Genomic DNA, 589 nt, shown 5'->3' on the forward strand with positions numbered 1-589 from the left:
GGTGGTCAGCGTGTAGTTGGAAGAGGTGGCGCCCGTGATGGCCGTGGCATTGGTGCCGCTGGTGTCGTCCGCCCGGTACCATTGATAGCTGTAGGATAGCGGGTCGCCATCGGCGTCCGTCCAGGAACCGTTGCTGGTGGTCAGGGCATTGCCCACCGTCGCCGTGCCCGTGACCGACGGCACCACACTGTTCACCGGCGCGGCATTGCCGACAGCCGCAATCAGTCCCCAGGTAGAGGATGCCGTCTGCGTCCCGCCCTTGCCGTCATTGGCCGTGACCACAGCACGCAAGTATTTTTGCGCGTCCGATACGGTCAGCGTGTAGCTGGAAGAGGTGGCACCCGTGATGGCCGTGGCGTTGGTGCCGCTGGTATCATCCGCCCGGTACCATTGATAGCTGTAGGACCGGCCATCACCGTCAGGATCGCTCCAGGTGCCGTTGCTGGTGGTCAGGGCATTGCCCACCGTCGCCGTGCCCGTCACCGACGGCACCACGCTGTTCACCGGCGGGCTGTTGGTGATCTCCGTATAGGTTGAGGTGGCTGTCGGCGTCCCGCCCTTGCCGTCATTGGCCGTGACCACGACGCGC

At 65.0% G+C, this 589-nt stretch carries 1 protein-coding gene; it reads right to left on the minus strand.

What is annotated here, in order from left to right; translation table 11 throughout:
- The coding region (locus ACM9LZ_RS25970) for a hypothetical protein (RefSeq protein ID WP_416622393.1) at positions 1-589 on the minus strand (589 nt) is incomplete at both ends.

This window comes from Niveispirillum fermenti, from assembly GCF_048066175.1.
GTDB classification, from domain to species: domain Bacteria; phylum Pseudomonadota; class Alphaproteobacteria; order Azospirillales; family Azospirillaceae; genus Niveispirillum; species Niveispirillum fermenti.